Below are 26,697 nucleotides of genomic sequence, written 5' to 3'. Positions count from 1 at the left end.
CTCCGATTGGAAGAAGAGTTGATGGGTTTCGCAAGTGCTCTACCCATCCTACAGGACTTCATGTGTGCCCCGCGACATCCCCACGATTGTGGCGAGACCGCATCGGTCCCGCAAAAAAAAATCCTCTGTCGACGGTTGCGCGCCGCACCTTGATGAATCAACCTCGGTTGGTCCATAAGCGGCGTCCCGCGGCCGGATTTCGGCTTGCGTCGCGTGCTTGGATATAGAGGGATTCTCGCGTGGCAAATATCAACCAGAAAATTGCGCAGGAGCTTGGGGTACGGGCAGAGCAGGTCGAGGCGACGGTGGCGTTGCTCGACGGCGGCGCCACGGTTCCCTTCATCGCGCGCTACCGCAAGGAAGCGACCGGTGCGCTCGACGACGCGCAATTGCGCACGCTGGAGGAGCGCCTGGGCTATCTCCGCGAGCTGGAAGATCGCCGCAAGGCGATCCTCGAATCAGTCCGCGAGCAGGGCAAGCTCGACGCCGCACTCGAAGCCTCCATCCTCGCCGCCGACAGCAAGGCACGCCTCGAAGACATCTATCTGCCGTTCAAGCCGAAGCGCCGCACCAAGGCCGAGATCGCCAAGGAGGCCGGCCTCGAGCCGCTCGCCAACCAGCTGATCGCGGAGCCCGGCAACGATCCCAAGGTCGTCGCCGAAGGCTTCATCAACGCCGAGAAGGGCGTTGCCGATGCGGTGGCCGCGCTCGACGGCGCCCGCGCCATCCTGGTCGAACGTTTTGACGAAGACGCCGATTTGATCGGCGTGTTGCGCGAGGAGATGTGGACCAACGCGCGCATGGCCTCGAAGGTGCGCGACGGCAAGAAGACCGAGGGCGAAAAATTCGCCGACTATTTTGAATTCTCCGAGCCGCTGACCAAGCTGCCCTCGCACCGCATCCTCGCGATGTTCCGCGGCGAGAAGGAAGAGATCCTCGATCTCCAGATCCAGGCCGAGGCCGAGGTGCCGCCGGCGGGTGTCCCGGGCGCCTATGAATTGAAGATCATGAAGCGGTTCGGCATCGCCGACCTCAAGCGCGCCGGCGATCGCTGGCTGATCGACACCGTGCGCTGGGCCTGGCGCACCAAGATCCAGGTGCACCTCAATATCGACCTGCGCATGCGGCTGTGGAATGCGGCCGAGACCGAGGCCGTCCGCGTGTTCGCCTCGAACCTGCGCGATCTGCTGCTGGCGGCGCCCGCCGGCACCCGCGCCACTATGGGTCTCGATCCCGGCTACCGCACCGGCGTCAAGGTCGCCGTCACCGATGCGACCGGCAAGGTGGTCGATACCGCCGTGATCTATCCGCACGAGCCGCAGCGGCAGTGGAACGAGTCGCTGGCGATCCTCGGCAAGCTCGCAATCAAGCACCGCGTCGAACTGATCGCGATCGGCAACGGCACCGCCTCGCGCGAAACCGACAAGCTCGCGGGCGATCTCGTCAAGGGCCTCGCCGAGCTGAAGATGTCCAAGATCGTGGTGTCGGAAGCCGGCGCGTCGGTCTATTCGGCCTCGGCCTTCGCCTCGGAGGAATTGCCCGATCTCGACGTCACCCTGCGCGGTGCGGTTTCGATTGCCCGTCGTCTGCAGGATCCGCTCGCCGAGCTCGTCAAGATCGAGCCCAAGGCGATCGGCGTCGGCCAGTATCAGCACGATCTCGGCCAGGCCAAGCTCGCCAAATCGCTCGATGCCGTGGTCGAAGACTGCGTGAACGCGGTCGGCGTCGACGTCAACACGGCGTCCGCGCCGCTGCTCGCGCGCGTGTCGGGCGTCGGCTCCGGCCTGGCGCAGAGCATCGTCGCGCATCGCGATGCCAACGGTCCGTTCAAGTCGCGCAAGGCGCTGAAGGAAGTACCACGGCTCGGGCCGAAGGCGTTCGAGCAGTGCGCCGGCTTCCTGCGCATCCTCGGCGGCGAAGACCCGCTCGATGCCTCCGGCGTGCATCCGGAAGCCTATCCGGTGGTGCGCCGGATTCTCGCCGCGACCAAGAGCGACATCAAGGCGCTGATTGGCTCCAGCGAGGTCGTCCGTACGCTGAAGCCGAAGGATTTCGTCGACGAGACCTTCGGTCTGCCGACCGTCACCGACATTCTGCGCGAATTGGAAAAGCCCGGTCGCGACCCGCGTCCGGCGTTCAAGGCCGCGGTGTTCAAGGAGGGCGTCGAGGAGATCAAGCATCTCCAGAAGGGCATGATCCTCGAGGGTACCGTGACCAACGTCGCCGCCTTCGGCGCGTTCGTCGACATCGGCGTGCACCAGGACGGCCTCGTCCACATCTCGGCGATGTCGAAAACCTTCATCAAGGATCCGCGCGAGGTGGTGAAGCCCGGCGACATCGTCAAGGTGAAGGTGCTGGACTTCGAGGTCGCCCGCAAGCGCATCTCGCTGACGCTGCGCCTCGACGACGAGGTCGGCGCCAAGAAGGACGCCCCCGGCATGCAGCGCGACAACACGCGCAACACCAACCGCATGACGTCATCGGCCCCGCGCCAGCAGGAATCTTCCGGCGGTGGCGCGCTCGCCGAAGCGATGCGTCGTGCGGCCGAGAAGAACAACGGCAAGCGGGCCTAGCCTCCCTAACACCCGCGTCAGAATCTGGCGCATTTGTAAGTTGAAGGAGAGGGCTCTTTCTTCTCATCTGATCCTCCCCGCGCGGCGCGTGTTGCCGCGCTGCATGGAGGATTTCCGATGAACAACAGACGTCTCACTCGCCTCGTCGCGGCGACCGTCGTCGCGGCGCTGGCACTTGCATCGCCCGTTCTCGCCCGGGGTGGTGGTGGCGGCGGTCACGGCGGCGGCTTTGGCGGTGGTGGCCATTTCGGTGGTGGAGGGATGCACGTCGGCGGTATGGGCGGCGGCATGCACTTCGGCGGCATGGGCGGAGCTCATTTCAGCGGCGCCCGCTTCGCCGGCTCGCCGATGGCGGCCCACGCTGCCTTTGGGCCGCGCTTTGCCGGTGCCCCATTGGCGACCCGCGCGGCCTTCGGGCCGCGTTTCGCCGGCGCCGGCTGGCACGGCAGGCCGTTCATCGGCCGCCACGCCTTCTTCTTCCGGCATCATCGCTTCCACCGGTTCGCCTTCATCGGTGCGCCCTTCTACTACGCCAATTATTACGACGACGGATGCTGGCGCAGGAGCTTGACGCCCTATGGGTGGCAATGGGTCAATGTGTGCGGGGAAAATTGGTACTAGCATCGCCGTACCGCACCATTGTCGCGATCGCCACCAGGCAGTTCCGCTCAGCCCCGGAACGGGATAGTCTGGTGGCGATCGTCGCTCGGAGTTTGTCATGACCGGAGGCCACCGTCGCATCCTGGTCGTCGAGGACGATCCGGAAACTGCAGGCCAGCTCGTCGAGGAGCTGACGATGTCCGGCTATGACGTCGACCTCGCCGCTACGGGGCGCGAAGCCCTCAGCCACGGCGTTGCGCGCGACTATGCCGTGATCACGATCGACCGCATGCTGCCCGACATCGATGGCATCGCCGTGATGCGGCAGATGCGCGATGACGGCGTTGCCTCGCCCTTCCTGATCATCTCCGCGCTCGGCGAGGTCGATGACCGTGTGCGCGGCTTGCGTGCCGGCGGCGACGATTACCTCGTCAAGCCGTTTTCCTTCGTCGAGTTGCTCGCCCGCCTCGAGGCGCTCGGCCGCCGCAGCGAGACCATCGCCAAGGAAACGATTCTGCGTGTCGGCGATCTCGCGGTGGATCTGATCGCACGCAATGCCAGCCGTCGCGGCCGCAAGATTCCGCTGCTGCCGCGCGAGTTTCAATTGCTCGAATATCTCGTTCGCAACGAGGGCCGCGTCGTCTCCCGCGCGATGCTGCTCCAGCATGTCTGGGACCTGCATTTCGATCCCTCCACCAACATCATCGACGTCTATGTCGGACGCGTCCGTCGCAAGGTCGACGATGCCCAGGCCTATCCATTGATCCATACCATTCGCGGCATTGGATATTGCCTCCGTGCTCCTGGCTGACACGCTTCGTTCCTCGACCTTCCGCCTGGCGCTGATCGCGATCGCGATCTTCGGCCTGATCGTCGCGGCGATCATGGCCTATGTCTATTTCGGCACGCTCGCTTTCGTGCGGAGCCGGGTCGGCGATGTCGGCGACCACTCAGGTTTCGTCGCGATGCTCGAGCTGGCGATGGTCGCAGTTGCGGTGCTGCTGGTCGTGCTGGCAGGCCTTGCCGCCGTGCTGGTGACGCGACGCACGGTCGGGCGGATCGAGGAGATCAACGCCACCAGCCGCGCCATCATGCTGTCCGGCCTCGACCGGCGCATTCCCCTGCGCGGCAGCCACGATGAGTGGGACCGCGTCGCCGAAAACCTCAATCAGATGCTCGATCGGATCGAGACGCTGATGGGCGAAGTCAAGCAGGTCAGCGACAATGTCGCCCATGATCTGCGCACGCCGCTGACGCGCATGCGCGGCCGGCTGGAAAAGGCCTATCACCACGAGCGCAACAGTGAAGCCGATGCCGCGCTGATCGGCGATACCATCGCCGACCTCGATGCGGTGCTCGGCATGTTCGCCTCGATCACACGGATATCGGAGATCGAGACCCGCGCTCGCCGCAGCGCGTTTCGCGCGCTCAATCTTGCCGAGATCGCCGGCGAGGTCGTCGAGCTCTATGACGCCGCCGCCGAACAGGTCGCGACGCGCATGAGCCTTGGCGGTGACCGCGACGTTGCCGTAACCGGCGATCGCGACCTCTTGTTCGATGCCATCGCCAATCTGGTCGACAACGCGATCAAGCATGGCCGCGCCGGCGGACAAGTGACCGTGACCTGCCGTTATGCCGGCACCAGCGCGACGATCGCCATCGCCGATGACGGTCCGGGCATTGCCGCCGACCAGCATGATCACGTCTTCAAACGCTTCTACCGGCTCGAACAGAGCCGTTATACGCCCGGCAACGGTCTGGGCCTGAGCCTGGTCGCGGCGGTATCGCGGCTCCACGGCGCCGAGATCGCGCTGCGTGACAACGCGCCGGGCCTGACCGTCGAACTCAAATTCCCGATCGCGCTATAGCTCGATCACACCGCGGCGCGCCGCATGCGCGACGGCGTCGGTGCGGCCGGTGGCATCCAGCTTGTCCAGCAGCGAGCCGACATGGAATTTCACGGTGTGCACGGAGATGCTGAGCTGCCGCGCGATCATCTTGTTGGAGGCGCCTTCCGCCATCAGCGCCAGCACGTCGAGCTCGCGCTGCGTCAGTGCGATGTCTTCCGGCATGACGCGCGGATCGCGCGCGACGACGCTTGCCGTGGCGGTCTCGCCGGGCGCAGCAAGGCGAAGCCCCGCGACGCTGCCGAGCAGTGTCGCGAGGCGGTCGGCCAGCGTGGGATCGTCGATCTCCAGGGACAGCACGATCTCGGGTGCGTTGTCCTCGCTCACGCCTCCGGCCTTTCGCCAATCGTGACCTTGAAGCTCGCCGGCTCGCCGCCGCGGCGGATCGCGACATCGACCACCTGGCCGACGCTCGCCGGGCCCAGCGTCCGCAACAGCGCGCGCACGCCGGACAGCTTCTGGTCATTGACCGCGACGATCACGTCGCCCTGGCGGATGCCGGCTGTGGCGGCGGGACCTGCCTTGTCGACATTCATCACCATCGCGCCGATGCCGTCGTCGAGCCGCAGCGGCTGCAGTCCGAGCCCGAGATACCCGCGCGCGATGCGGCCGCGCGTTTCGAGCTGCGCCGCGACCCGCTCGATCGTCGCCGTCGGGATCACCAGCACGCGCCGCGGTCCGAGCACGGTCATGCCGAAGGCCTCGCCGGAGGCATCGACGGCAAGGCCGCCTTCCTGGCTCGAACGCAGGCGGACATCGAGCTCGATCCGCGTATCGATCTCGCCGCCGCGCAAGGAGCGCCAGCCCTTGCCGGATACCGATACCATCCCGAGCGCCGCGCTCGGCGCATCGCGATTGGTGGCGACCACGACCGACAGCGCGCCGAGGGCGGGGACCGTTGCGGCGAGCCTGACCGGCGCGAGGTTGGTGTCGGCGCGCAGCAACGCGATATCGGTGGTGTGGTCGCGGCCCACGATGGTGGCCAAGGCCGTGCTGCCGTCGGCAAGCACGATCTGGACCTCGCCCTCGTCCGCCAGCGCCTCGTCGGCGGTCACGATCAGGCCGGGCTTCCAGACGAAGCCGGTCGAGCGGGAGCGATGCGAATGCACGGAGACGACGGACGGCGCGATGCGCGCCACGACATCCGCGAGCGCGGACGATAGCGAGGTGAGAGGAGTGAAGTCGGTCATGGAAGGCTCCTGTAAGCTGTCCACAATCTGGGATGTCACGGGCCATTGCGAAACTGGCCGGGTGGCCAGTCCGCCCTGGGCCCGGCCGACGAACATGTGATTGGGAGCCACTCACGGGAACGTGTAGCAATCCCCGAATTGCGCGATATGGCCTCAAGGATGTCAGCGAGCCCCGACCGATGACCATCGACCTCACCCGCCGCACCCTGCTTCAACTCGCCGGTGCCAGCTCGCTCGCGATGGCGGCCGCGGCCGCCGCGCGCGCCGAGGGCAATCCGCAAGGCGGCGGGCCGACCTATGCCAGCCGCACGCCGATGCGGGTCGGCATGGTGACGCTGCGGGTGAAGAATCTCGACAAGGTCGCCGACTACTACCGCGACGTCATCGGGCTCACCGTAATGGAGCGCTCCGGCGCCGCCGCGAAGCTCGGCACCGCCGGTATCACGCTGCTGGTGCTGGAAGCTCGTCCCGACGCCGCGATCGAGCCGCGCAACGCCGCCGGCCTCTACCACACGGCCTTCCTGATGCCGACGCGAAAAGACCTGGCGCGCTGGCTGGTGCATGCGGCCTCGCACCGCGTGAAGCTGTCGGGCTTTGCTGATCACCTCGTCAGCGAGTCCGTCTATCTCGATGATCCCGAAGGCAACGGCATCGAGGTCTATGCGGATCGCGATCCCTCGCAATGGCAGTGGAGCGAGGGCAGCGTGCAGATGGCGACCGACGAGCTCAACATTCCCGACCTGCTGTCGCTGACCAACACGCGCGTCAGCGACTATGCGAAGGCGCCGGACGGGATGCGGGTCGGCCATATGCATTTGCGTGTCGGCGATCTCGCGCAGGCGCAGAACTTTTACCACGGCACGATTGGCCTCGACCCGACCCGCAGTCGCAACGGCGCCGCGTTCCTGTCGTCGGGGCGCTATCACCACCATCTCGGCATGAACGTCTGGCAGAGCCAGGGCGCAGGCCAGCGCGACGATGCCATGACCGGGCTCGCCTGGTTTTCGCTGGTGACGGAGAAGCAGGAGCTGCTCGCCGCGCGGGAAGAACGCCTGCGCAAGGGCGGCGCCCGGGTGGCGCAGCTGCCGGACGGCGTCGAGGCGGTCGATCCCTGGGGCACGCGGGTGCGCCTGCTCAAGGTGTGAGCGGCCGCGCTGACCAGCTTGGTCAACGCCGAAGCATCGGTCGCGCGGCCGGGCCGAGGACGTTGTCCCAGCGGTAGGAATAGCCGACGCCGATGATGTAGTCCGGCGAATTCCGGTTGAGGCCGAAGGCCAGGTGGAAATCGATTTGCTCGGTCCGGTTCAGGAGATAGCCGCCACCGACATTGAGCAGCGCCGTGCTCGCGCCGCGCGATGGCGTGTCGCTGACATATTCGGCGAACAGCGCCAGCTTCTCGCTGACCTTGCGCTCGATCACGAAGGTTGCTTCGCTGGTCTGGTGGTTGCCCGGATCCGATGGCCGGAAGAAGCTCGTGAACATGCCGCTGATGCCCCAGCCGCCGCCGAGTTCGTAAGACCAGGGGAATTGCAGATAGGGTTGAAGGCCTGCGCCGGTGATCGCGGGCGTGCCGGTCGGCAGGCCGACGCCGAACACCACCGAGAGGTTCGCAGGCTCTGGCAGTCCGCTGACCTGCCACTTCACGCCAGGGGTGACGTTGGTGAAACCGGTATCGACCGTGCCGGTCAAACGCCCGACATAGCTCGGCACGTCGACCAGCACTTCGAGGCACGGCGCGATGCCGAAGCGAAGACGGCTGTTGCTGCCGTCAAAGCCCTTGCCGGCGCTCTGGCTGGACGTGTTGAGGCCGTTCTCGATCTGGATGCTGCCATCAGGCACGACCAGGCTGGAATTGGTTACGTCGGGACGATCGGTCGCGATCTCCGATTGCGGCGCGGGGCATTCACCGGCCCGAGCCATGCCGGGACATAGCGCCGCGGCGAGGAGGCCGACGCAACACAACGACGCCCGCCAACGCTGCAGGACAATTCCCCAAACCACAAATACGCTCTTCGAAAGCAGGTCGCTTGCTGGCAATAGGACCCCATGGTAGCACGCGTTGGATCGCGCGCCTGCCAGACAAGACTCGCTTCCCCGGATTTTATTCCCGACATGACCGATTTTCGCGGCGTCTTTCCCTATCTCGTCTCGCCCGTCGGCATTGACGGCGCGGTGCGAACGGACGTGCTCGCAAAGCTCTGCGACGATTTGATCGGTGCCGGCGTGCACGGGCTGACGCCGCTGGGCTCGACCGGTGAGTTCGCCTATCTCAACGCCGCACAGCGCATGGCGGTGGTGCAGACCACGATCGAGGCTGCGAAGGGCCGCGTGCCTGTGGTGGCCGGCGTTGCGTCGACCTCGACGGCCGATGCGGTGGCGCAGGCGCAGGCCTACCAGAAGCTCGGCGCCAACGGCATCCTGGCGATCCTCGAGGCCTACTTTCCGCTCGCAGATGCCCAGGTCGAATCCTATTTCCGCAGCATCGCTGATGCCGTGGACATTCCCGTCGTGATCTACACCAATCCGCAATTCCAGCGCTCGGATCTGACCCTCGATGTCATCGCGCGCCTCGCCGAGCATCCGCGCATTGGTTACATCAAGGACGCCTCGACCAACACCGGGCGCTTGCTGTCGATCATGAACCGCTGCGGCGATCGCCTGCGCGTGTTCTCGGCCTCCGCCCACATCCCGGCTGCGGTGATGCTGATCGGCGGCCTCGGCTGGATGGCGGGCCCGGCCTGCATCATCCCGCGCCAGAGCGTGGCACTCTACGATCTCTGCCAGGCCGGCCGCTGGGACGAGGCCATGGCGCTCCAGCGCAGGCTGTGGCGCATCAACGAGGCCTTCGCCCGCTTCAATCTCGCGGCCTGCATCAAGGCCGGTCTCGCGATCCAGGGCTATGACGTCGGCGACCCCGTCCCGCCGCAGGCAGCTCTCACCGCGGAAGCGCGCAAGATCGTGGAAGCGGCGCTCAAAGAGCTGGCTTAACCTCGTCTCGCTATGCCGAAATCGCGGGATTTCCGCCTAAAACCGCAGCTGGTCTCGCCTGCCTCGATCCGCTAAAAGGCGGCCGCACTTTGAGGCTTAGAGGACCCAGCGGAATGAACATTCTTCCCGGCAATTTGCGTTTCGGAGCGGGCCAGCCCGTCAAGCGTTTGGAAGACCAGCGGCTGCTCACCGGGAAGGGTCAATTCATCGACGACAAGCCGGAGGACGGCGCGTTGTGGTTGCACGTGCTGCGCTCGCCGCATGCGCACGCGAAGATCCTCTCGATCGACACCAGCGCCGCGGCATCGATGCCGGGCGTCACCGCCATCTACACCGGCGCCGATCTGATCAAGGACGACGTCGGCACCATTCCGACCTTGAGCATCTTCAAGCGCCCCGACGGCAAGCCGATGACCGTGCCGCCGCGGCGGCTGCTCGCCCATGAGGTCGTGCGCTACACCGGCGAGGCGGTGGCGGCGGTGGTGGCTTCGTCGCGTGCGGAAGCCCAGAGCGCGGCCGAAGCGATCGTGGTCGAATACGACGTGCAGCCCGCCGTGGTCGATCCCGTCGAGGCCGTCAAAGCCGGCGCGCCGGTGGTGTGGCCCGAGGCGCCCGACAACATCGTCGGTGCGATGAGCTATGGCGATGCCGCCAAAGTCGATGAGGCCTTCGCCAAGGCTGCGCACACCGTCGAGCTCGATCTCGTCAGCCAGCGCCTGGTGCCGTCGGCGATGGAGCCGCGTTCGACCATCGCCGAGATCGACAAGAAGACCGGCCGTCTCCTCCTGCATGTTCAGTCGCAGACCCCGGCCTCGACCCGCGACGTGCTGGCGGAAGCCGTGCTGAAGCGTCCCAAGGACAGCGTGCGCGTGCTCGTCGGCGACATCGGCGGCGGTTTCGGCCAGAAGACCAACCTCTATCCGGAAGACGGCATCGTCGCCTATGTCGCGACCAAGCTGAACAGGAAGATCCGCTGGCGCGGTGACCGTACCGACGAATTCGTCGGTGGCACCCATGGCCGCGATCTCACCTCGACGGCGTCCTTCGCGCTGGACGAGAAGGGCAAGGTGCTGGCCTATCGCGTCACCTCGATCGGCTGCACCGGCGCCTATTCCTCGGGCGCGGCCAACATCATTCCGCTGGTGCTCGGTCCGTTCGTGCAGACCGGTGTCTACGACCTGCCGCTGGTTCATTTCGAGGTCAAGTCGGTGATGACCCACACCGCACCGGTCGGTGCCTATCGCGGCGCCGGTCGTCCAGAAGCCGTCTTCATCGTCGAGCGGCTGTTCGACGCCGCCGCGCGAAAAATCGGCATCGATCCGCGCGCGATCCGCAAAGCCAATTACATCAAGCCGGCGCAGCTGCCCTACACCAACGCTACTGGCCAGGTTTACGATTCCGGCGCCTTCGCCCACATGCTCGACCGCGCCGTGAAGCTGGCCGACTGGGACGGCTTTGCCGCGCGCAAGAAGGCCGCGAAGAAGAAGGGCCTGCTCTACGGCCGGGGCCTGACCTCCTACATCGAATGGACCGGCGGTCGCGCCCACACTGAAAAGGTCAGCCTGCACGCGACCTCGCAGGGCCGCGTCGTGCTGCATTCCGGCACCATGGCGATGGGGCAGGGGCTGCAGACCACCTACACCCAGATGATCTCCGACACGCTCGGCATTCCCATGGACAAGATCGACGTCGTCCAGGGCGACACCGATCTGGCGATGGGCTTTGGCAGTGTCGGCTCGCGCTCGCTGTTCGTCGGCGGTACGGCGGTCGCCGTCTCCTCCAACGACCTGATCCAGAAGGCGCGCGAGAAGGCAGCGAATGTGCTCGAGACCTCGGTCGAGGACATCGAGTACCAGGGCGGCATGCTCACCGTGGTCGGCACCGACCGCCGCATCAGCCTGTTCGATATTGCCGAGAAGGAAACCGGCGCAAAGCTCAGCGTCGATTCCGAAGGCGAGGTCGACGGCCCGAGCTGGCCGAACGGCACGCATATTTGCGAGGTCGAGATCGATCCGGAGACCGGCGTCTCCAAGGTCGTGCGCTACACCACCGTCGACGACGTCGGCGTTGCCGTGAACCCGATGCTGGTGACGGGGCAGATCCATGGCGGCGTCGCGCAGGGCATCGGTCAGGCGCTGTACGAGGGCGTGTCATACGATGCCGACGGCCAGCTCCTGACCGCGAGCTACCAGGATTACTGCATCCCGCGCGCCGATGACGTCCCGCCGATCGTGGTGACGCTGGATGATTCCGCGCCCTGCCGCACCAACCCGCTCGGCGCCAAGGGCTGCGGCGAATCCGGCGCCATCGGCGGCCCGCCCTGCGTCACCAACGGCGTGATGGATGCGCTGGCCGAACTCGGCATCAGCCAGCTGAACACGCCCCTGACGCCGCAGAAGATCTGGAAGGCGATCAAGGACGCGAAGGCTGTCTAACTATAGTCTCTGCTGTCACGGCAACCACAACCGTCGTCCCGGGGCGCGCGCAGCGCGAGCCCGGGACCCATAGCCACAGGGCGGAGTTTGATGCGAAGCCGGTCACTCCGAGTCCCTGTAACCACATCTCCCTGTGGTTGTGGGTCCCGGATCTGCGCTGCGCTTGTCCGGGACGACGGCGGAGTGTGGAGCGCCAGTCTCGCTAAATCCCCAGCATCATCTTCGCAATAATATCGCGCTGGATCTCCGAGGTGCCGCCGAAGATCGTGTAGGCGCGGCCGTTGAGATACTCCGGCACCACCGTCAGCATGTCCTCCGGCAGCGCCGGCTCGTGGTTGAGCTTGTAGAGCGGGCGCATCGGTTCGACGGCGAGCGCATCGTGGCCGATCACGTCGACGCCGAGCTTCGTCACGGCTTGCCGGATCTCGCTGTTGCGCAGCTTCAGGATCGACGACGCCGCGCCGGGATTCTGGCCGGTCTGGAGCGCCGAGAGTACGCGCAGCTCGGTCATCTCCAGCGCGTCGATGTCGACCTCGACCTCCGAGATGCGGGACGCGATATCAGGGCTGTCGATCGCGCGTCCCGTGAGATCGGACTCCGCCAGCTCGGTGATGGCGCGCAGCCCTTCGCGCAGCTTGGCGGATGCGATGCCCGAGCCGCGCTCGAACTCGAGCAGGTATTTGCCGTAGGTCCAGCCCTTGCCTTCGTCGCCGACGCGGTTGGCCACGGGCACGCGCACGTCGTCGAAGAACACCTGGTTGACCTCGTGGTCGCCGCCGATGGTGAGGATGGGGCGCGTCGTAATCCCCGGGGTCTTCATGTCGATCAGAATAAAACTGATGCCGTCCTGCTGCCGCGGGCCGTCGCTGGTGCGGACCAGCGCGAACATGCGATTGGCGTGGTGCGCATGCGTGGTCCAGATTTTCGTGCCGTTGATGATGTAGTCGTCGCCGTCGCGCACCGCGCGCGTCTTCAGCGAGGAGAGATCGGAGCCGGAGCCCGGCTCGGAATAGCCCTGGCACCAATAGTCCTCACCGGAGAGAATGCGCGGCAGGTAAAAATTCTTCTGCTCGGGCGAGCCGAAGCCGATGATGACGGGCCCGACCATCTTCACGCCCATCACGTTGACATTGGGCACGCCGGCGCGCGCGCATTCGCTCTCGAAGATCCAGCGCTGCGCCGGCGTCCAGTTCGGGCCGCCATGATCCACGGGCCAGCCCGGCGCGCCCCAGCCCTGCTTGTGCAGCGCGCGCTGCCAGGCCATGCCGATATCAGGATCGGAGAACACCGACGGCGTCAGCGCGGTGGCGCGTTTCATCTCCTCGGTGAGATTTTTGGCGATGAAACCGCGCACCTCGCTCTGGAAGGCGCGCTCCTCGGCATTGAACGACAGGTCCATGATGCGCTCCCGGTGTCAGGCAGGTTGAGTGGTGCGGCCGAGCTGGGCATGGCGGCCGTAATGATGCGCGCTGCCGCCGAACAGCGTGTCGAAGGCGACAAGCCGCTTGAAATAGGCGCCGACCTCGAGCTCCTCGGTGACACCCATGCCGCCGTGGAGCTGGATCGATTGCTCGCCGACGAAGCGGGCGCATTTGCCGATCTTCGCCTTCGCAGCCGAAGCGGCGCGGGCCCGCTCGACCGGCGCGCTATCGGCCTTCAGCGCGGCGCGCAGGGCCATGGAGCGGGCTTCGTCGACCTGGATGGCCATGTCGGCGAGGCGATGGCGGATCACCTGGTTGGCGGACAACGGCCGGCCGAATTGCTTCCTGATCTTGGTGTAGTCGAGCGTGGTATCGAGCAGCGTCTGCATGATGCCGACGGCTTCCGCGCCGAGCGCAGCCATGGTGCGGTCGACGGCCCACTCGATCGCCGGCAGCGCGTCCTTGCCGTCGCCGAGCAGGGCATCTGCTGGCAGCTGCACATCGGAGAGCTCGATGTTGCAAGCGCGCCCGCCGCCGAGGCGCGGATAGTCGGAGATCGAAAGCCCCGGCGCCGTCGCCGGCACCAGAAACAGGCCGATCCGCCCCGATGGTCCGTGATGATCGTGCAGATGCGCGGAGACGATGATCTCGTCGGCGGCATGGCCGTCGAGCACGGCGATCTTGCTGCCGGAGAGACGCCAGCCCTGCGCCGTCTTGGTCGCTGATGTCGCGACCTTTGCCAGGTCGAACCGCGCGGCGCGCTCGGAATGCGCAAACGCGAGCTTCAATGAGCCGTCTGCGATCTTGGGCAGGCTCGCCTGCTTCTGCGCCGTGCTGCCGCATCGCTCGATCAGTGCAGCGCCGAGCACGACCGTTGCGACATAGGGCTCGGACACCAGCCCACGGCCGAACGCCTCCATCAAGATGCCGATCTCGACCGGCCCGCCGCCGAGCCCGTCAAACTCTTCAGGGATCGGCAGCGCCAGCCAGCCGAGCTCGGCGAACTGCTTCCACACCGCGGGGCTGAAGCCGAGTGGATCGTTGGCCGTCTTGCGGCGGTGGTCGGCATCGTAGCTCTCGGCCACGAAGCGTTCCGCACTCTCGCGCAGCAGCCGTTGCTCGTCGGTGAGATTGAGATCCATGTCCTTACTCCGCGGCCGCCGGCTTGCGCACGGAGGGGTGCAGTCCGGACGGGTCGACCACCATGCCGAACTCCTGAAGATTGTGGGCGTGACAGAGTTGATGCAGCGCAAAGGCCTGGTCGATCGCGGCGGGCTGGCCCATCACGTCGACGGAGCGGTTCACGGCCTCCTTAGTCAGCTTCAGCGCAAAGGACGGTTTTGACGCGATCCGCCGCGCCAGCTCCATCACGCGCGATGAAAGCTCCGCGCGTGGTACGACCTGGTTCACCATGCCGAGCTGATGCGCCTCCTCGGCGCTCCAGCTGTCGGCCGTGAACAGAAATTCCTTGGCCTTGCGCGGGCCGAGCTCCCAGGGATGCACGAACCATTCGACGCCGCAGACGCCCATGGTGACGACGGGGTCGCAGAACTGCGCGTCGTCGCTGGCAATGATGAGGTCGCAGGCCCAGGCCAGCATCAAACCACCGGCGATGCACTTGCCATGCACCTCGGCGATGGTCGGCTTCGCCAGGTTACGCCAGCGCCGTGTGATCTGGAGATATATCTCCTGCTCGCGCGCGAAACGGCCATGGGCGTTGGTCTCGGCAAAGCCGCCCCAATTCCCGATCGGCGGAAAATCCGCGCCGGCGGCATTCTTAGCCCCGGGACGCAGATCGTGGCCGGAGGAGAAGTGCGGCCCGTTGCCGGCGAGGATGATCACCTTGACCGCGTCGTCCTGGACCGCCGCGTCGAAGGCGGCGTTGAGGTCGTAGGTCATTTGCAGGTTCTGCGCATTGCGCGCTTCGGGCCGGTTCATGACGACCCTGGCGATCGCCGGCTCCGGCCGCTCCACGAGGATGGTCTCGAACGAGGACATGGCGCGCTCCCCTGGATTTTTCGTCTTGTTTGCTGGGAGTTGACTATGTCGCCCGGTGATAGGCAAGAGGCTTGCGTTAGCCGGCTGCTTTCGGCGCCGTCCGTCGGGACATCTGGCGTCCTGCGCGCTCAATCTGGTAGTTTGCCCTCGATTCCACCGGGAGAAATTTCCATGCGCAAGATCCTGACCGTGCTGGCGGCACTGGCCTCGCTCAGCCTGACGAATTGCGGCTACAACGCGATCCAGAGCCAGGATGAGCAGATCAAGGCCAACTGGTCCGAGGTGGTGAACCAGTATCAACGCCGCGCCGATCTCGTGCCCAATCTGGTCAATTCGGTGAAGGGCTTTGCGCAGCAGGAAAAGGACGTGCTGCTCGGCGTCACCAATGCCCGCGCCAAGGTCGGCAGCATCCAGGCGACGCCGGAGGTGTTGAACGACCCTGCCGCGCTCCAGAAGTTTCAGGCCGCGCAGGGCGAGCTCTCCAGCGCATTGTCCCGGCTGCTCGTGGTCACGGAAAACTATCCGCAACTCAAGTCGGATGCCCTGTTCAAGGACCTGATGTCGCAGCTCGAGGGAACCGAGAACCGCATCACGGTTGCGCGCAACCGCTACATCAAGGCGGTGCAGGACTATAACGTCACCGTCCGATCGTTCCCGAACAACCTCACGGCGATGATGTTCGGCTACAAGGAGAAGCCGAATTTCTCGGTCGAGAACGAGAAGGAAATCTCGACCGCACCGAAGGTCGATTTCAACGCGCCTGCGCCCGCACCGTCGAAGTAAGCGCGTCCGGCTCCGATGCGCGCCTCGCCCACCACTGTCATTCCCAGCGAAAGCGGGGAATCCAGTACGCCGCGGCTTCTCCGCAACCTGCTGGCGTCTCTGGAATACTGGATCGCCCGGTCAAGCCGGGCGATGACACTGCGGGTGTGGTGTGCAACGATCGTTGCAACGTTCTTCCTCGCCTTCGCGTTTGCAGCCGCGGCCGACGTCGCGGTGCCGCAGCTCACCGGCCGCGTGGTCGACCGGACCGGTACGCTGTCGAGCAGCGATGTCGCCGCGCTGTCGCAGAAGCTCGCTGATTTCGAAAAGCGGAAGGGCAGCCAGATCGCCGTGCTGATCGTGCCGACGACGGACCCGGAGACGATCGAGCAGTTCTCCATCCGCGTCGCCGAGGCCTGGAAGATCGGCCGCAACAAGGTCGACGACGGAGCGATCCTCGTCGTCGCCAAGAACGATCGGCATCTGCGCATCGAGGTCGGTTACGGCCTCGAAGGCGCGCTCACCGACGTGACCTCGCGGCGGATCATCGACGAGGTCATCACGCCGAAATTCAGGGAAGGCGATTTCGCCGGCGGCATCTCGGCCGGCGCCGAGCGGATGATGCGCGTGGTCGACGGCGAGCCGTTGCCGGCGCCATCACGCAGCGTGAATTTTGCCAATCTCGACGATATCGGGCCGCTTGTCCCCGTCGCGCTGTTCGGCTCGCTCGTTGTTGGCGGATTTTTGCGCGCGCTATTGGGGCGGCTGCTGGGCTCGGTCGCGACCGGCAGCGTGATCGGCCTCCTGGCGCTGCTCATCATCGGATCCGGTGCGTTAGCGCTGCTCGCGGGGATCATCGGCTTCGTGCTGTCCTTCATCGCCGATCTCTTCCCGGCATCGACGGGGTCGTCGCGCGGCGGGGCGTGGTCGGGCGGCTCCTCGTCGGGAGGCTGGAGCAGCGGATCGTCGTCGAGCGACAGCGGCAGTTTTAGCGGGGGCGGCGGCAGCTTTGGTGGCGGCGGCGCCTCGGGGAGCTGGTAGTCATGGGCATTGGGCGCATCACCCGGCATCTCTTCCAGCACCATTGGCGTGCGAGGCAGGCGTTTCCGCAAGACGTGCTCGACCGCATCGAGCAGGCGATCAAGAGCAGCGAAACCACGCATTCCGGCCAGGTCCGCTTCGTCGTCGAAGGCGCGCTCGACGGCCGTCCGCTGTTCCGCAACCAGCATGCCCGCGAGCGAGCGCTCGACCTGTTCTCGCATCTGCGGATCTGGGACACGGCACACAACAACGGCGTGCTGATCTACCTGCTGCTCGCCGACCGCGATGTCGAGATCATCGCCGACCGCGGCATCGACGCGAAGGTCGGCGCCGCCGGCTGGGAGACGATCTGCCGCGCGATGGAAGCGGAGTTCGGAGCCGGCCAGTTCGAGCGTGGCGTGATCGACGGCATCGCGGCAGTGTCGCGGGAGCTGGCGAAACATTTCCCGCCGGCGGGCCCGCATCCGAACGAGCTGCCGGATGAGCCGGTGGTGATGTAGTCGCGCTGGCGATGCAAATTCCGCCGTCGTCCTCAATCATCCAGCTTGTTCAGATCCCGCACCGACTGCATGATCGGCTCGAAGTTCGAGCGCGCATCCAGCGCATCGAACAATTGCGCGGTGTCCTCCAGCAGGCCGTGCGACCGCGCAATGGCGATGCGCACGTCCTCCTGCGGCGTGTCCGACAGCCTCCCATGCCCTGACAGCAGGATCCTGGTGTTCAGCCCCTTGATGCGCTCCAGCGACTGGATGTAGTCGGCGATGCTGCCGGAGCCGAACACGCCGCCCATCACACCGCCGGGCATCAAGGTGTCGGCGGCGAACAACAGGCCCTTGTCCTGCTCGAACAGCGTGATGCAGGCCGAGGTATGGCCCGGCGTGTACATCACGTTGAGGCGGAAATTGCCGAGGTCGATCAGATTGCCTTCCTCGAGCCAGATGTCGATATTAATCGGCACGTTCGGCTCGTTGAACATCTTGCGCAGCATGGAAAAGTCGTCGCGCAGCATGATCTTGTTGGCGGCAAGCCGATGGGCGGCAACATAGGTGCGGCGCTCGTTGAAGTGCCAGGCCGCGCCGATATGGTCGAGATGCTCGTGGCTCAGCACCACCATGTCGATTGTCTCCGGCGGGCAGCCGACGAAGTTGAGGCATTCGACCATCGCCGGATAGTTCGAGGACAGGCCGACATCGATCAGGATGGTGCGCGCGGAGCCGCGCACCAGATAGGCGTTGGCCGCGCGGTTGGAAAATCGGATCTGGTAGACGTCATCGGCCGCCTGGATCAACGAGCAGGTGTCGTTCTTCATCAGGATCGGGAATGCGGTCGGCTTCCGCTCGCTCATGATTGCGCTGCCCGGTAGGTGACGGCGTTGGAGGCGCGCAGTCGTTTCGACAGCGCATCCATCACCATCAGCGCGAACGCCGGTTGCTGGCTGACGAGATAGACGAAGCGCGCGTGGTTGATCCGCATCACCTTCGTGTTCGGCGCGGACGCGATCGCGGTGGCCGAACGGGCCGAGCCGTCGATCACGGCCATCTCGCCGAAGAACTCGCCCTTGCCGAGCTTGATGATGCTGGTCTTGCGCGCGCCGTCGATCTTGGCGATCTCGACCTCGCCGTCGAGCACGACGAACAGCTCGCGGCCGGTCGAGCCCTCCTCGAAGATGACGTCATCGACAGCAAACGTGTTGATGCATTTCTCGATCGTCATGACACCCCCAAACGCCTTCTGGCTGACGGGACGGGCTCATGTTAGCCGCGGAACAATGATGGGCAAACAACCCCTTCGGCTAAGGCGCGCGGCCTACCGCAAGGCAGCATCGGCTGACAATTTGTTGCACGCCGCCACGCCGGTTCCACTTTCCCGACCCAATTCGGCCTCGGACGAGTTCCTAAAATTTCGGTAAGCGGGTCCCGAGGTAAGGAATTCGCAAGCAATGAAAGTTACCAAAAAGTCAACCCAGACTGGAGTATTTGAGCCGTGAGCGAAGCAATGCCCGAATTGGCCGGCCAGGAAGCCGCCGACGCCGCCGCAACCGCGCAGGCCGTCGAGGCTGCCGCCGGCATCGAGGCCCCCTCGATCGCCCCCGACCATGAGGCGCCGCCGAAAGCGGACGCTCCGCAGGTCGAGCCGCCGAAGATCGAGCCGCCGAAGGTCGAGCCGCCGCGGATCGAGGTGCCCAGGATCAGTGCCGCACCGCAGGCCGAGACCAAGCCCGAGCCGAAGCCCGGCAAGCTCATTATCATGGCGCCCTCGGAGCGGTCCTGGGATCGTGAAGAGTTTGCCCCGCATGTGAAGGCCGACGAGGTGCGTGACACCGGCAGCAAGCGCCGCTTCTCGGCCATGGCCGCCGTCGTGGCGATCGCAGCCTGCGTCGGCGCCGTCAGCGGCGCGCTCGCGACCGCCGGCATGATGCATTTTGCCAGCCCCGCGCCGGCGCAGATTGCCGATACCAGCGCGCTGGATGCGTCCGTCTCCCGGATCGATGCCGACATCGTCGCGCTCAAGGCCAATGTCGAGCACAATTCGAAGACCGGCGTCAGCCAGCTCAATCGGGCCAACGACCGTCTCGACAAGCTCGAGAAGGCGCAGGCCGAACCGATCGCCAAGCTCGCAAAACTGTCCGAGACCGTCGACAAGCTCCGCGCGACGCCGCCGGTAGCCCCGGCGCAGCAGGCCGCAGCCGCGGCGCCCGTGAAGGAGACCACCGGCTCGATCGCACCGGCCCCGACCCAGGTCGCGACGGCCGCTGCCGCCCCGGCTCCCACGCCGGCCGCGCCCAAGACCGAGGTCGGCCGCCTGCCGACGGTTGACGGCTGGAGGCTCCGCGACGTCGCCAATGGCGGCGCGCTGATCGAGGGCCGGGATGGCCTGTACGAGGTCTATGCCGGCGATCCCATCCCGGGCATCGGCCGCGTCGATGCGATCCGACGCCAGGACGGCCGCTGGGTGGTCGTCACCAGCAAGGGTCTGATCGTCTCGCGCTAAGCGACCGATTTCTGAACTTTCAAAGAGGCGCTTCACCACGATGTGAAGCGCCTTTTTGCTTGAATAGGCGTGCTCACGCGGTGTTAGTGAAGGCATGAGCCGCGCCTTGCGAATTCTCGTTGCTGTCCAAATTCTTCTGGCTACCACGCTGTTGTTCGGCGCAGGCATGCCGTCGATAGCTGCGGAGATCGGACAGCTCGCACGCGGCACCGCGATCACCGATCCCGATCTGCTCCGCAAGCTCGACCAGAGCGATGCGCTGTCGATTTCCCGCCTGCTGCAGCCTGAGGGACGCGCGGATGTTCCGCTGACCAGCGATCGGCTGTTCGCCTCGCTGCCGCAGCTGAAAGCGATTCCGCCCGCGATCGATGCGGAGTTCGATCGCTACATCGCGCAGCACAAGCAGGCTTGGCCGAGCGAGACCATCGGAATCGGCGAAGGTTTCGACGTCCAGCTGTTCGATCGGGCCAATATGACATCCGTCAACACGCGCTTCGTGCTGGCCGGCATCGTCAACCGCATGGACCGCGCCTATGTCTCGGAGGAATCCTGCGGCGAGATCCGGCTGATCTATCGTCTGGCACGGTTCGAGACAAAACCGGATGGCAGCAACACCGCGACGCGCCTGCCGATGACGTTCAATCTCGTGATGAAGGCGCGCGATGCAGGCCAGACGGATCCGAGTGGCAAGCCCGTCACCTGCGCCGAGGTCGCGCGGCGCTGGCTGGACAATGGCGATTGGCAAGGGCTGATCGGCAGCCACACTGTCCCCTATGATGCAATGATCGATCGCATCGAGACCAACATCCAGGTCTCGATCGCGCCGAAATCGGCGCTGCACGATTTCCGCTCCGACTATCTGCTCAAGGTGTTCAAATACGACGCGGCCACCAGGACCTTCCAGGAATCGACGCTGGAAAACCAGATCGACCGCGATCGTATCCTTGCCGACGATGCGCTCCGGCGCGACTTCAAGGCCTGGCTCCTTGCGCCAATGAATCTTCGCGAGTTCGATCGCGGCACCGTGCTGATCCCGGAGAAATTTCTCGCCAAGGCTGCCGTGGCGCCGACACCGGCGGGTCTCGACGCCTCGACGATGCAGCCGGAATTCGGCTTGATGCAGGGAGAGGGGAAAGGCGAGGGCAAAGGGGGAGACAAGAGCGATCCCGTTTTCACCGACAATGACGTCGTCGACGCACTGAAGCAGGCCGCGGCACGCGGCATCACCATGGAGAACATCCGTTCGGTCGCGGGCTTCCAGCGCCGCCTCAACGATGTCACCTGCTCGGGCTGCCACCAGACCCGTGGCATCGGCGGCTTCCATTTCCCGGGCGTGGACTGGCTTTCGGATAACGCGTCGAATTCCACCATCGTGCCGGCCTCGCCGCATTTTGTCGGCGACCAGCCCCGCCGCCGCGACATCCTGGACGCCTTTGCCGCCGGCAAACGCCCTGATTTCTCACGCGGATTTGCCAGCCGGCCGCAGTCCCGCGGGGCCCAGGAGCTCGCCGGCACCGAATATCAGGACGGCTGGGGCGCCCATTGTTCCTTGCAAAATGCGGGATCGGGAACGGCTGATAAGAGTTTTACGTCATGGACCTGTGCTAAAGGTCTCACCTGTCAGGCCGCGGCAGCCTCGAGCCGCATTGGCATGTGCTTCATCAAGACGCGTTAGGGCGTGATCCGGAAAAGTGTGTAGCGGTTTTCCGAGAAGATCACGCACAAGATAAAGCCCTCAACCGATTTGGATGACCCATGACGGATACCAGCGACGCCGACAAGGAGCGCAATCGCGAGATCGCGCGCAATGAGGAAGCCAAACAGGTCACCGGCAGCATCCGCGTCAGCACCTGGGCTGTCGCGGTGGTCGTCATCATCGGCGGGATTTTGTTCACGCTCGGCTGGCTGGCGCTGAAATAGCTCCAGCCCTCACTTCGCGTAGTTCGTCATCCGCTTGCCCGGAAGCAGCTCATACGCCGGTTTCCAGCCCGGCAGCGCAGCCATGCGGCCGAGCCAGGCATAGATGGCGGGATGGCTCGTCGCGAAATCGAAACCGTGCTCGTCGCTCGGATAGTGCAGATAGGCCATCATCGAGATATCGGCAACGGTCGGCCTGCTGCCGATCGCGAAGGCATTGTGCTGGAGATGTCCGTCCAGAATGCCGAGGAAGTCGTCGAGCCGCCGGCGGAAGTGCTTCAGCACCTGCGGATCGTTCTTCTCGGTGAAGGCCCGCATGAAGCGGTAGGTCGCCATGTAGCCGGTGAGCTTGTGGTTGTCCCAGAACAGCCAGCGCAGCAACTCGAACTTTTCCGCTTCCGTCTCGGCGCCGAAGCGGCCGTATTGTTCCGCAAGCTTGAGCAGGAGAGGCGCGGTCTGCGTCATCTTCACGCCGTCGACCTCAAGCACGGGAATCTCGCCCATCTCGTTGACGGCCTTGCGCCACTCCGCCGTGCGCGTGACGCCGCCGCCGAAATCAGTCCAGACCGGCTCGAAGTTTTCGCCGCAAAGCGTCAGCATCAGCGCCAGCTTGTAGCTGTTGCCGGATTCCGGGAAGTAGTGCAGGCGGTAGCTGGGCATGGGACCTCACGGGACGGCTAGTTGTAGAGACAAGTTATCACCTCAGCGTCGTCCCGGCGAAGGCCGGGACCCATACCGCGTGATCTATCGATCGTGGTCAGTGGGAGTACCGAACGACTAGTGTTCGCCAAACTGCTCCCTGGGGTTATGGGTCCCGGCCTGCGCCGGGACGACAGCGGAGTATGTGGCGCGCTTCGCCCCTTACCCCACAGCCCCCTTCGACCGCAGCTGCTTGATCGCGGCCTCGTCGTATCCCGCATGACGCAAAATTTCGTCACTGTGCTCGCCGACGCCGGGCGGCTTGCGCGGTTGCACCTTCTTGGTGCCGTCGATCCAGATCGGGCTACTGATGGTGAGCATGGTGTCGTTCTCGAACGGCACCAGCACCTCATTGTCGAGCATCTGCTTGTCGTTCGGGATGTCGTCGAGAATGCCGACGATGCCGAACACCAACCCGTTGCCGTCGAGGATTTTTCGCCATTCGGCGAGATCCCTGGTGGCAAAGGTCTCGTCAAAAATCTTGATCAGCTCGACCGAGCGGGCGTGGCGGTCGGGCTTGGTAGCGAAGCGCGGATCGGTGATCAGGTCCTCGCGGCCGAGGCACTTGGCCAGTGTCGGAAACTGCTTCTCCTCGCTGAGCAGCGACAAGATCAGCCAGCGGCCGTCCTTGCACTGATAGTGGTTGGCGACCGCGTTCAGCGCGCGCTCGCGCGGCCGTCGCTCGGCGAATTTGGCGCCGCTCAGCTTTGCCTGTGCCAGCACGCTCGCCGCCCAGATGCCGTTCGCCATCAGATTGGAGGCGACATGCGAACCCTTGCCGGTCTTCTCGCGTTGATAAAGTGCGGTGACGATGGCGCTGTACAGCGCCATCGCGCAGGGATGGTCGCCCATGCCGGCGACCGAACGGGCCGGTGTCGTGTCGATGTCGGCGCGGACGAGGTCCATCAGGCCGGAGCGCGCCCAATAGGCGTTGCTGTCGAAGCCGGGCTTGTTGGCTTCCTCGCCCTTCTCGCCATAGCCGGTGAAGGAGGCGTAGATCAGCCGGTCGTTCAGATGGGCGAGGTGGTCATAGGTGATGCCGAGCTTGGTCCGCACCGGCGGCGGCATGTTGGTGATGAAGACGTCGGCCTCCTCGACCAGTCTGTAGAGCACGGCCTGCGCCTCGGGCTTGGAAAGGTCGAGCGCGATGCTCTTCTTGTTGCGGGCCTCCAGAAGCCAGGCGTAATTGTGCTCACTGCTCGGATAGCCGGGAATGTTGGGCAGATTGCGGTAGGGGTCGCCGGCACCGGGCGGCTCGATCTTGATGACGTCGGCGCCGAAATCGGACAGCACGGTCGCAGCCGCGGGCGCCGCGATGAAGCTCGCGCAGTCCAGAACCTTGAGACCTGCAAAAATGCCCTTTTCCATCGCGGCGTTGCTCCCTCGCTCTTGTTGTTTCCCGCTGGCTGGAATTCTTTAATCCCCGTCAGCACAGTCATTTGACCGATGTTCTGGCCGGATGCAACGCCGTCCGGCCACCGCTTTCTCGGGGGCGTCATGCCAGACGGTTATGGCAATCCGCTCGCTCCGGTTGTACAGATTCCTTCATTGCGCGAGCGTCTCGGGCAACTCGCCAGGCTTGGGTGATCCGATGATGTCGATTTCTTTCGTCCGTCTGGCGGCGCCGGTCGTGTTTATCGGCTGGTTCTGCGGGGACGGTTCGGTCTGGGCGGGCGATCTCGAAGATTGTGGCGGCCCGCCGTCCGAGAAGGTCGAGCCGGCGTGCTCCGCCATCATTGGCGATCAATCGCGCGCCGCGGATGATCGGTTGCGCGCCTATGTGAACAGATCGCGCCTGTTCATGGGACGCTCGAACCTCGATGCGGCGCTGGCCGACGCGGATGCTGCGGTCCAGCTCAACCCGAAATCGGTGCCCGCCCTGCTGTCGCGCGGCTATGCCCGGCAGCGGAAAGGCAATGCCGACGGTGCGCTGGCCGATGCCAACCAGGCCATCGAGCTCGACCCCAAGAACCCGAATGCGTTTGCATTGCGGGGAGGATTGAAAATCGACCAGAAGCAGTGGACCGACGCGGCTGCGGATTTCAGCCAGGCCATCACTCTGCGGCAAGACTACGCGCCAGCCTATGTCGGGCGCGCGCGGGCCTCTATCGAGACGTCGCAACTTGACCAGGCCATGAGCGATCTCAACACCGCGATCTCGATGAATGCGAGCCTGCCCAGCGCCTTCTTCTGGCGCGGCCAGGTCTATCGCCGCAAGGGTGACATCGACCACGCCATCGAGGATTTTTCACGCGCGATCGCGCAGACGCCGCAGCCCGATCGGGGCTCCTATTTCGCGCGGGGACAGCTGTTCAGCTCCAAGGGCGATTACGCGCGTGCGATCGCAGACTTCGACAAGGTGCTGTCGGTGGCCCCGAACGATCCTGCGGCGCTTCAGCAGAAGCAGTCTGCAATCGCCATGCAGGCCGAGCTTGCGAAGGTGCATGGCGGGCAGCCCGCTGTCGTAGCGCCCAAGGAGGCCGCTGCCGCCCCGCCGCCCGTCGCGCCGCAACCGACCGCTCCCATGGCGATCATCCCGAAGGGAACCTTCCCGGCGCTGCCGCCGTCTTTGACCGAGGCGGCGCAATTGATCACTCAGAAAAAATATGCCGAGGCCCTGCCGCGTCTCAACACGGTGCTCGCGGCCGATCCGAACAACCAGGCCGCGCTCAAGTTCCGGGTCGCTGCGAACCTGTCGCTCTCTCATTTCGCGGAGGCGCGGACCGACATCGATGCGCTGCTCAGGATGAAGCCGAACGATGGACCGTTGCTGGTGTCCCATGCTGTCGCTTCGATCGGAATGAAGCAGTTGGACCAGGCGACAGCCGACGCCAATCAGGCGCTCAGCGTCAATCCGAACGATGCGGCTGCCTATATCTGCCGCGGCATGGCATACCGCCTGACCGGAAAGTTTCAGGACGCTCTTGCCGATTTCGACCGCTCGATCTCGCTCAACGACAAGGACTACATGGCCTACGCCGAGCGCGGTCAGGCCTATATGGGCCTCAACCAGATGGACAAGGCGGTCGTCGATTTCGACCATTCGCTGGTCCTCAACCCCGTCAACGACACCGCGCGGGCCGCGCGAGGCCTCGTACTGCTGCTGAAGGGGAATAGCGCGGAGGGCCTGGTCGACGTCAAGAACGCGCTCGACCGCAATCCCAACAACCAGGTTGCGGAACTCGGTCAGGGCTTGGCGATGCTGCTCTCCGGGCAATTCGACCGTGCAATCGTGGCGCTCGACCAGATTGTCGGCAAGCAGCCGGCGCTCGATGCATTCGTGCGGACGCTGCGTGCGCGCGCCTATCTCGGCAAGAAGGATGCCGCCGGTGCCATGACCGACCTCAATCTGGTGCTGGGGACGCGCCCCGACGATGCGGACGCGCTCAGCCTGCGCGGCATCGCCTTCACGTCGATGAAGCAATACGACAAGGCTTTAGACGATCTCGGCAAGGCGATTGCGCAGAAGCCGACGATCGAGCGCTATTTCGCGCGCGCGGGCGTCTACGAGGCCAAGGGCGATGTGGACAAGGCCACCGGTGATTATCGCAGCGCCACCCAGATGAATCCGGCCAACGTGTTCGATATCGCGGCGCAGGCCCAGTCCAGGCAGAAGATCCAGCAACTCTCGAAGCGTACCCCCTGCGGCAGTTCCGGGCGCGGCAGCAAGGACGATACCTGCCTCTAGCCGGCAAACGCGACGGAGCGAGATGGTATGGCTTCGTCAGGCCGCGACGGACACGCGGTTGGTGAACAAGCCGATGTTGGAGTCGCCCCAGGCTTTCAACGCCGTCAGCACAGGCGTCATGCTTCTTCCCAATTCCGAAAGACTGTATTCCACCTTCGGCGGCACCTGCGGATAGACCGTTCGTACAATCAATCCGTCCATTTCGAGTTCGCGGAGTTGATTTGTAAGAGTCCTGTGCGTGACGGCAGGAATTCGCCGCTTGATTTCGTTGAAGCGAACCGTCCCTTCCAGAAGGTGGAAGAGGATGACGCATTTCCATTTTCCATCGATGAGGCTGATGGCGGCTTCGACCGTGCAGCCCGGGGCGCAATCGAAGCGCGAGTGCCGAGGTTTGGCCATGACGGTATCCCTTTCGATACTAGTGGCAATTCTTGTGCGTATCGCAAGTTCTGAGGCTACCGGCTAACTCTGGTCCGGACAAGTCGGC

Annotated in this window: 25 protein-coding genes; 14 read left to right on the top strand and 11 right to left on the bottom strand. The window is 65.0% G+C overall.

Going from position 1 to position 26,697, the window contains the following annotated elements; all coding sequences use genetic code 11:
* Window positions 1–239: 239 nt before the first annotated feature.
* From NLM31_RS37490 to NLM31_RS37475, 4 genes are all read left to right on the top strand, one after another.
* Window positions 240–2,573, top strand: a complete 2,334-nt coding sequence (locus NLM31_RS37490; protein WP_254195499.1) for a Tex family protein — start codon at window positions 240–242, stop codon at window positions 2,571–2,573.
* A 117-nt stretch (window positions 2,574–2,690) separates the two neighbouring features.
* Window positions 2,691–3,194 (top strand): hypothetical protein, encoded by a 504-nt coding sequence (locus NLM31_RS37485; RefSeq protein ID WP_254195498.1) that lies wholly within the window; start codon window positions 2,691–2,693, stop codon window positions 3,192–3,194.
* A gap of 97 nt (window positions 3,195–3,291) precedes the next feature.
* The gene (locus NLM31_RS37480; protein WP_254134176.1) at window positions 3,292–3,984 is read left to right on the top strand and encodes a response regulator transcription factor; all 693 of its coding nucleotides are present in this window, start codon (window positions 3,292–3,294) and stop codon (window positions 3,982–3,984) included.
* On the top strand, window positions 3,971–5,041 hold the full coding sequence (locus NLM31_RS37475) for a HAMP domain-containing sensor histidine kinase (RefSeq protein ID WP_254195497.1): 1,071 nt from the start codon (window positions 3,971–3,973) through the stop codon (window positions 5,039–5,041). Before NLM31_RS37480 ends, NLM31_RS37475 begins: the two co-directional genes overlap by 14 nt.
* On the opposite strand, the gene NLM31_RS37470 is transcribed toward NLM31_RS37475, so the two are convergent.
* Complete coding sequence (locus NLM31_RS37470) at window positions 5,036–5,407, bottom strand: response regulator transcription factor (protein ID WP_254134174.1); 372 nt, start codon at window positions 5,405–5,407, stop codon at window positions 5,036–5,038. The genes NLM31_RS37475 and NLM31_RS37470 overlap by 6 nt on opposite strands.
* Window positions 5,404–6,270 carry a S1C family serine protease gene (locus NLM31_RS37465; protein ID WP_254195496.1) on the bottom strand — a complete coding sequence of 289 codons (867 nt, stop codon included), beginning with the start codon at window positions 6,268–6,270 and terminating at the stop codon, window positions 5,404–5,406. Before NLM31_RS37465 ends, NLM31_RS37470 begins: the two co-directional genes overlap by 4 nt.
* A 179-nt stretch (window positions 6,271–6,449) precedes the next feature.
* Between NLM31_RS37465 and NLM31_RS37460 the strand changes: the two genes are divergently transcribed.
* Window positions 6,450–7,415, top strand: coding sequence for a VOC family protein (locus NLM31_RS37460; RefSeq protein WP_254195495.1), 966 nt, complete (start codon window positions 6,450–6,452; stop codon window positions 7,413–7,415).
* A 22-nt stretch (window positions 7,416–7,437) separates the two neighbouring features.
* Here NLM31_RS37460 and NLM31_RS37455 read toward each other — a convergent pair whose 3' ends face one another.
* Entirely contained in the window at window positions 7,438–8,190 is a 753-nt protein-coding gene (locus NLM31_RS37455) for a transporter (protein WP_254134171.1), read from the bottom strand.
* Between the two features lie 192 nt (window positions 8,191–8,382).
* Here NLM31_RS37455 and NLM31_RS37450 point away from each other — a divergent pair, with 192 nt between their 5' ends.
* Window positions 8,383–9,258, top strand: coding sequence for a dihydrodipicolinate synthase family protein (locus NLM31_RS37450; protein ID WP_254195494.1), 876 nt, complete (start codon window positions 8,383–8,385; stop codon window positions 9,256–9,258).
* A gap of 113 nt (window positions 9,259–9,371) precedes the next feature.
* Entirely contained in the window at window positions 9,372–11,693 is a 2,322-nt protein-coding gene (locus tag NLM31_RS37445) for a xanthine dehydrogenase family protein molybdopterin-binding subunit (protein WP_254195493.1), read from the top strand.
* A 202-nt stretch (window positions 11,694–11,895) separates the two neighbouring features.
* Here the strand turns inward: NLM31_RS37445 and NLM31_RS37440 are convergent, their stop codons facing one another.
* The 3 genes from NLM31_RS37440 to NLM31_RS37430 are packed head-to-tail and all read right to left on the bottom strand — an operon-like array spanning window position 11,896 to window position 15,112.
* Complete coding sequence (locus NLM31_RS37440) at window positions 11,896–13,092, bottom strand: acyl-CoA dehydrogenase family protein (RefSeq protein WP_254195492.1); 1,197 nt, start codon at window positions 13,090–13,092, stop codon at window positions 11,896–11,898.
* Between the two features lie 15 nt (window positions 13,093–13,107).
* Window positions 13,108–14,256: an acyl-CoA dehydrogenase family protein gene (locus NLM31_RS37435; RefSeq protein WP_254195491.1), complete on the bottom strand. Its 1,149-nt coding sequence runs from the start codon at window positions 14,254–14,256 to the stop codon at window positions 13,108–13,110.
* A 4-nt stretch (window positions 14,257–14,260) separates the two neighbouring features.
* Complete coding sequence (locus tag NLM31_RS37430) at window positions 14,261–15,112, bottom strand: enoyl-CoA hydratase (protein WP_254134166.1); 852 nt, start codon at window positions 15,110–15,112, stop codon at window positions 14,261–14,263.
* A gap of 171 nt (window positions 15,113–15,283) precedes the next feature.
* On the opposite strand from NLM31_RS37430, the gene NLM31_RS37425 reads away from it, so the two are divergent.
* The 3 genes from NLM31_RS37425 (at window position 15,284) to NLM31_RS37415 (ending at window position 17,415) form a co-directional block, all read left to right on the top strand.
* Window positions 15,284–15,895 (top strand): LemA family protein, encoded by a 612-nt coding sequence (locus tag NLM31_RS37425; RefSeq protein WP_254195490.1) that lies wholly within the window; start codon window positions 15,284–15,286, stop codon window positions 15,893–15,895.
* 132 nt (window positions 15,896–16,027) lie between these two features.
* Window positions 16,028–16,915 carry a YgcG family protein gene (locus tag NLM31_RS37420; RefSeq protein WP_254134164.1) on the top strand — a complete coding sequence of 296 codons (888 nt, stop codon included), beginning with the start codon at window positions 16,028–16,030 and terminating at the stop codon, window positions 16,913–16,915.
* Window positions 16,916–16,917: 2 nt separating this feature from the next.
* A complete protein-coding gene (locus NLM31_RS37415) occupies window positions 16,918–17,415 on the top strand; it encodes a TPM domain-containing protein (RefSeq protein WP_254134163.1) in 498 nt (165 codons plus the stop codon).
* A gap of 32 nt (window positions 17,416–17,447) precedes the next feature.
* On the opposite strand, the gene NLM31_RS37410 is transcribed toward NLM31_RS37415, so the two are convergent.
* Together NLM31_RS37410 and NLM31_RS37405 are read right to left on the bottom strand one after the other, a co-directional pair.
* Window positions 17,448–18,260, bottom strand: a complete 813-nt coding sequence (locus NLM31_RS37410) for an MBL fold metallo-hydrolase (RefSeq protein ID WP_254195489.1) — start codon at window positions 18,258–18,260, stop codon at window positions 17,448–17,450.
* A complete protein-coding gene (locus NLM31_RS37405) occupies window positions 18,257–18,628 on the bottom strand; it encodes a Crp/Fnr family transcriptional regulator (protein ID WP_254195488.1) in 372 nt (123 codons plus the stop codon). Before NLM31_RS37405 ends, NLM31_RS37410 begins: the two co-directional genes overlap by 4 nt.
* 282 nt (window positions 18,629–18,910) lie before the next feature.
* Here NLM31_RS37405 and NLM31_RS37400 point away from each other — a divergent pair, with 282 nt between their 5' ends.
* The 3 genes from NLM31_RS37400 (at window position 18,911) to NLM31_RS37390 (ending at window position 21,826) form a co-directional block, all read left to right on the top strand.
* A complete protein-coding gene (locus NLM31_RS37400; protein ID WP_254196334.1) occupies window positions 18,911–19,906 on the top strand; it encodes a hypothetical protein in 996 nt (331 codons plus the stop codon).
* Window positions 19,907–20,000: 94 nt separating this feature from the next.
* Window positions 20,001–21,581, top strand: coding sequence for a hypothetical protein (locus NLM31_RS37395; RefSeq protein WP_254195487.1), 1,581 nt, complete (start codon window positions 20,001–20,003; stop codon window positions 21,579–21,581).
* Between the two features lie 80 nt (window positions 21,582–21,661).
* On the top strand, window positions 21,662–21,826 hold the full coding sequence (locus NLM31_RS37390) for a hypothetical protein (protein WP_200469919.1): 165 nt from the start codon (window positions 21,662–21,664) through the stop codon (window positions 21,824–21,826).
* A 9-nt stretch (window positions 21,827–21,835) separates the two neighbouring features.
* Here the strand turns inward: NLM31_RS37390 and NLM31_RS37385 are convergent, their stop codons facing one another.
* Together NLM31_RS37385 and NLM31_RS37380 are read right to left on the bottom strand one after the other, a co-directional pair.
* A complete protein-coding gene (locus NLM31_RS37385) occupies window positions 21,836–22,483 on the bottom strand; it encodes a glutathione S-transferase family protein (RefSeq protein ID WP_254134159.1) in 648 nt (215 codons plus the stop codon).
* Window positions 22,484–22,684: 201 nt separating this feature from the next.
* Complete coding sequence (locus NLM31_RS37380) at window positions 22,685–23,890, bottom strand: CaiB/BaiF CoA-transferase family protein (protein ID WP_254134158.1); 1,206 nt, start codon at window positions 23,888–23,890, stop codon at window positions 22,685–22,687.
* 223 nt (window positions 23,891–24,113) lie between these two features.
* Here NLM31_RS37380 and NLM31_RS37375 point away from each other — a divergent pair, with 223 nt between their 5' ends.
* The gene (locus tag NLM31_RS37375) at window positions 24,114–26,210 is read left to right on the top strand and encodes a tetratricopeptide repeat protein (protein ID WP_254195486.1); all 2,097 of its coding nucleotides are present in this window, start codon (window positions 24,114–24,116) and stop codon (window positions 26,208–26,210) included.
* A gap of 36 nt (window positions 26,211–26,246) precedes the next feature.
* On the opposite strand, the gene NLM31_RS37370 is transcribed toward NLM31_RS37375, so the two are convergent.
* A complete protein-coding gene (locus tag NLM31_RS37370; RefSeq protein WP_254195485.1) occupies window positions 26,247–26,609 on the bottom strand; it encodes a helix-turn-helix domain-containing protein in 363 nt (120 codons plus the stop codon).
* Window positions 26,610–26,697: the final 88 nt, after the last annotated feature.

It is taken from the genome of Bradyrhizobium sp. CCGUVB4N (assembly GCF_024199945.1).
In the GTDB taxonomy this organism is placed as follows: Bacteria; Pseudomonadota; Alphaproteobacteria; order Rhizobiales; family Xanthobacteraceae; genus Bradyrhizobium.
Note: the sequence above shows the minus strand (reverse complement) of the source record. Positions and strands in the feature narration are given on the sequence as shown.

What these genes read in the sequence shown, in the direction of transcription:
- NLM31_RS37460 (WP_254195495.1), top strand. Translation starts at nt 6,450, where the DNA reads ATGACCATCGACCTCACCCGCCGCACCCTGCTTCAACTCGCCGGTGCC.
- NLM31_RS37455 (WP_254134171.1), bottom strand. Translation starts at nt 8,190, where the DNA reads ATGGCTCGGGCCGGTGAATGCCCCGCGCCGCAATCGGAGATCGCGACC.
- NLM31_RS37370 (WP_254195485.1), bottom strand. Translation starts at nt 26,609, where the DNA reads ATGGCCAAACCTCGGCACTCGCGCTTCGATTGCGCCCCGGGCTGCACG.
- NLM31_RS37430 (WP_254134166.1), bottom strand. Translation starts at nt 15,112, where the DNA reads ATGTCCTCGTTCGAGACCATCCTCGTGGAGCGGCCGGAGCCGGCGATC.
- NLM31_RS37395 (WP_254195487.1), top strand. Translation starts at nt 20,001, where the DNA reads ATGAGCCGCGCCTTGCGAATTCTCGTTGCTGTCCAAATTCTTCTGGCT.
- NLM31_RS37425 (WP_254195490.1), top strand. Translation starts at nt 15,284, where the DNA reads ATGCGCAAGATCCTGACCGTGCTGGCGGCACTGGCCTCGCTCAGCCTG.
- NLM31_RS37410 (WP_254195489.1), bottom strand. Translation starts at nt 18,260, where the DNA reads ATGAGCGAGCGGAAGCCGACCGCATTCCCGATCCTGATGAAGAACGAC.
- NLM31_RS37385 (WP_254134159.1), bottom strand. Translation starts at nt 22,483, where the DNA reads ATGCCCAGCTACCGCCTGCACTACTTCCCGGAATCCGGCAACAGCTAC.
- NLM31_RS37445 (WP_254195493.1), top strand. Translation starts at nt 9,372, where the DNA reads ATGAACATTCTTCCCGGCAATTTGCGTTTCGGAGCGGGCCAGCCCGTC.
- NLM31_RS37400 (WP_254196334.1), top strand. Translation starts at nt 18,911, where the DNA reads ATGCCCGAATTGGCCGGCCAGGAAGCCGCCGACGCCGCCGCAACCGCG.
- NLM31_RS37380 (WP_254134158.1), bottom strand. Translation starts at nt 23,890, where the DNA reads ATGGAAAAGGGCATTTTTGCAGGTCTCAAGGTTCTGGACTGCGCGAGC.
- NLM31_RS37415 (WP_254134163.1), top strand. Translation starts at nt 16,918, where the DNA reads ATGGGCATTGGGCGCATCACCCGGCATCTCTTCCAGCACCATTGGCGT.
- NLM31_RS37390 (WP_200469919.1), top strand. Translation starts at nt 21,662, where the DNA reads ATGACGGATACCAGCGACGCCGACAAGGAGCGCAATCGCGAGATCGCG.
- NLM31_RS37420 (WP_254134164.1), top strand. Translation starts at nt 16,028, where the DNA reads ATGACACTGCGGGTGTGGTGTGCAACGATCGTTGCAACGTTCTTCCTC.
- NLM31_RS37440 (WP_254195492.1), bottom strand. Translation starts at nt 13,092, where the DNA reads ATGGACCTGTCGTTCAATGCCGAGGAGCGCGCCTTCCAGAGCGAGGTG.
- NLM31_RS37485 (WP_254195498.1), top strand. Translation starts at nt 2,691, where the DNA reads ATGAACAACAGACGTCTCACTCGCCTCGTCGCGGCGACCGTCGTCGCG.
- NLM31_RS37465 (WP_254195496.1), bottom strand. Translation starts at nt 6,270, where the DNA reads ATGACCGACTTCACTCCTCTCACCTCGCTATCGTCCGCGCTCGCGGAT.
- NLM31_RS37480 (WP_254134176.1), top strand. Translation starts at nt 3,292, where the DNA reads ATGACCGGAGGCCACCGTCGCATCCTGGTCGTCGAGGACGATCCGGAA.
- NLM31_RS37405 (WP_254195488.1), bottom strand. Translation starts at nt 18,628, where the DNA reads ATGACGATCGAGAAATGCATCAACACGTTTGCTGTCGATGACGTCATC.
- NLM31_RS37375 (WP_254195486.1), top strand. Translation starts at nt 24,114, where the DNA reads ATGATGTCGATTTCTTTCGTCCGTCTGGCGGCGCCGGTCGTGTTTATC.
- NLM31_RS37450 (WP_254195494.1), top strand. Translation starts at nt 8,383, where the DNA reads ATGACCGATTTTCGCGGCGTCTTTCCCTATCTCGTCTCGCCCGTCGGC.
- NLM31_RS37435 (WP_254195491.1), bottom strand. Translation starts at nt 14,256, where the DNA reads ATGGATCTCAATCTCACCGACGAGCAACGGCTGCTGCGCGAGAGTGCG.